This window comes from Streptomyces sp. NPDC057638 (assembly GCF_042800315.1).
Lineage (GTDB): Bacteria > Actinomycetota > Actinomycetes > Streptomycetales > Streptomycetaceae > Streptomyces.
Genome location: NZ_JBHVHF010000530.1, coordinates 1 through 3,144 on the forward strand (window position 1 = coordinate 1; position 3,144 = coordinate 3,144).

General features: G+C 71.2%; 2 protein-coding genes. One reads left to right on the plus strand and one right to left on the minus strand.

Translation table 11 applies throughout. The annotated features are described in order from the left end of the window. Positions 1 to 77: 77 nt before the first annotated feature. On the minus strand, positions 78 to 818 hold the full coding sequence (locus ACFVIM_RS34375) for a 3'-5' exonuclease (RefSeq protein WP_384310109.1): 741 nt from the start codon (positions 816 to 818) through the stop codon (positions 78 to 80). A 260-nt stretch (positions 819 to 1,078) separates the two neighbouring features. Between ACFVIM_RS34375 and thrS the strand changes: the two genes are divergently transcribed. After that, positions 1,079 to 3,058 carry a threonine--tRNA ligase gene (gene thrS, locus ACFVIM_RS34380; protein WP_384310112.1) on the plus strand — a complete coding sequence of 660 codons (1,980 nt, stop codon included), beginning with the start codon at positions 1,079 to 1,081 and terminating at the stop codon, positions 3,056 to 3,058. Positions 3,059 to 3,144 lie beyond the last annotated feature (86 nt).

The following is a 3,144-nucleotide window of genomic DNA, read 5'->3' on the forward strand; positions in this document are numbered from 1 at the left end:
GTCGATGACGGACCGGCCTTTCTGCGTTCGCTGTGCTGGCGGGTTCTTCCGCTGTGCGCGGTCCATCGCGCCGTGGGTCACGGCTCACCGTCGATCGGCCGGCCGGCCGGGGCGAGATCGGGGCGGAGCGGCCAGGAGGGCGCGGTCGTCTCGGCGCCCTCGGTGCGGGCGAGCCAGCCGAGCGGCCCCCGGGGCCGGTCGTGGTACCACCGTGCCTGGAGGGCGTGCAGATCCGCCGCCGACAGACGCTCCAGCCGTGACGCGAAACGGTGGCCGAGGGCCCGGGTCACCTCCAGGGCGGCGAACGCGAACGCGGCCGTGTCCCGCGCCTCGGGCCGCGGCACCCCGTACGTGCGGCAGAGATCGGTCAGCGCGCGCCGCCCCTTGCGGTAGCGGTCCAGATGCCCGTCGAGGAGGCGGGGGTCGAGGACATGGAGTGGTACGCGCTCCAGATAGCCGGGGAGCGAGGCGGCGCGATGGCGGCGCAGCTCGCGGTCGAGGAGGGTCAGCCCGGCGGGCGCGTCCATCACCACGAGGGGCCGGGCCGCCGCGCACTGCTCCACCAGGGCCCGTGCCACCTCCTCCAGCACCGGAGCGGGCCAGCGGCCGTGGCGCTGGAGCTGCTCCTCGGCCAGTCCGTGCAGGTCCGAGGGCGGCACCGGGATCCCCGGGCTGACCAGCCAGCGGGTGATCCGGGGCCGGGCGGCCGGGGTCTCCTGCACCACCACGGCGACCGTGACGATCCGGTCCCGCTCGGCGTCGGCGCCGGTGGCCCAGGAGTGGACGCCCGCCAGCGGGCCCTCGTACCAGAGCGTCATCGGTCGAACTCCTCGCCCTCGCGCGGCGGATGGCCGGAACCCATGCGCCGACCCGGTGATACCCGTGCGGCGCGCCCGGTACGCCGGGCGGCGGCGGAGCCCGGGACGCGGCGGGGGCGGGGGCGGGTCCGCCGCCCCGGGGCGGGCGCACGGGAGACCGGACCGGGGTGTTATCCGTTTCGCGGGGGCGCCCCCGGGCTCGGTACGATTCAGACGCGTCCAGTGTCCGCTGGCGCACCCCCATCAGTCAGGAGAGACCGGTGTCAGACGTCCGTGTGATCATCCAACGCGATTCCGAGCGGGAAGAGCGCGTGGTGACGACGGGCACGACCGCCGCGGATCTCTTCGCCGGTGAGCGCTCCGTCGTCGCGGCGCGGGTCGGCGGCGAGCTGAAGGACCTGGCGTACGCGGTGGGCGACGGCGAGGAGGTCGAGCCCGTCGACATCTCCTCCGAGGACGGGCTGAACATCCTGCGCCACTCCACCGCGCATGTGATGGCGCAGGCCGTGCAGGAACTCTTCCCCGAGGCCAAGCTGGGCATCGGCCCGCCGGTCAAGGACGGCTTCTACTACGACTTCGATGTCGAGAAGCCGTTCACCCCCGAGGATCTCAAGGCCATCGAGAAGAAGATGCAGGAGATCCAGAAGCGCGGCCAGCGTTTCTCGCGCCGGGTCGTCGGCGACGACGAGGCCCGTGAGGAGCTGGCGGACGAGCCGTACAAGCTGGAGCTGATCGGGCTCAAGGGCTCCTCCGCCACCAGCGACGACGGCGCGGATGTGGAGGTCGGCGCCGGTGAGCTGACCATCTACGACAACCTGGACGCCAAGACCGGCGAGCTGTGCTGGAAGGACCTCTGCCGGGGCCCGCACCTGCCGACCACCCGGAACATTCCCGCGTTCAAGCTGATGCGCAACGCGGCCGCCTACTGGCGCGGCAGCGAGAAGAACCCGATGCTCCAGCGGATCTACGGCACCGCCTGGCCCTCCAAGGACGAGCTCAAGGCGCATCTGGAGTTCCTCGCCGAGGCCGAGAAGCGCGATCACCGCAAGCTCGGCACCGAACTGGACCTCTTCTCCGTCCCGGACGAGATCGGCTCCGGCCTCGCCGTCTTCCACCCCCGTGGCGGCATCATCCGCCGGGTCATGGAGGACTACTCGCGCAAGCGTCACGAGGAGGAGGGGTACGAGTTCGTCTACACCCCGCACGCCACCAAGGGCGCCCTCTTCGAGAAGAGCGGCCACCTGGACTGGTACGCGGAGGGGATGTACCCCCCCATGCAGCTCGACGGCGGCACGGACTACTACCTCAAGCCGATGAACTGCCCGATGCACAACCTGATCTTCGACGCCCGGGGGCGCTCCTACCGGGAGCTGCCGCTGCGGCTGTTCGAGTTCGGCACGGTCTACCGGCACGAGAAGTCGGGCGTGGTCCACGGCCTGACCCGGGCGCGCGGCTTCACTCAGGACGACGCGCACATCTACTGCACCCGTGAGCAGATGGCGGAGGAGCTGGACCGCACGCTCACCTTCGTCCTGGACCTGCTGCGGGACTACGGGCTGACCGACTTCTATCTGGAGCTGTCCACCAAGGACCCGGAGAAGTACGTCGGCTCGGACGAGGCCTGGGAGGAGGCCACCGAGGTGCTGCGCCAGGTGGCCGAGGCGCAGGGGCTGCCGCTGACGCCCGACCCGGGCGGCGCCGCCTTCTACGGTCCCAAGATCTCCGTTCAGGCGCGGGACGCCATCGGCCGCACCTGGCAGATGTCGACCGTCCAGCTCGACTTCAACCTGCCGGAGCGGTTCAACCTGGAGTACACCTCCCCGGACGGCTCACGGCAGCGGCCGGTCATGATCCACCGGGCCCTCTTCGGCTCGATCGAGCGGTTCTTCGCGGTACTGCTGGAGCACTACGCGGGCGCGATGCCGCCGTGGCTGGCGCCGGTCCAGGCGGTGGGCATCCCGATCGGGGACGCGCACGTGGACTACCTCCAGGAGTTCGCCGCCGACGCGCGGAGGAAGGGACTGCGGATCGAGGTCGACGCCTCCTCGGACCGGATGCAGAAGAAGATCCGCAACCAGCAGAAGCTGAAGGTCCCGTTCATGATCATCGTCGGTGACGAGGACATGAACGCGGGCACGGTCTCCTTCCGCTACCGCGACGGCTCCCAGGAGAACGGCATCCCGCGCGAGGAGGCCCTGGCCAAGCTGGTCAAGGTCGTGGCGGACCGGGTCCAGGTCTGACGGTTCCCCGCCCGGACCTCTCCGGCCGAACCACCGCGGGGTCTCAGTGACCACCGCCGCGACCGGCCCCCGGGGTACTCCCCGGG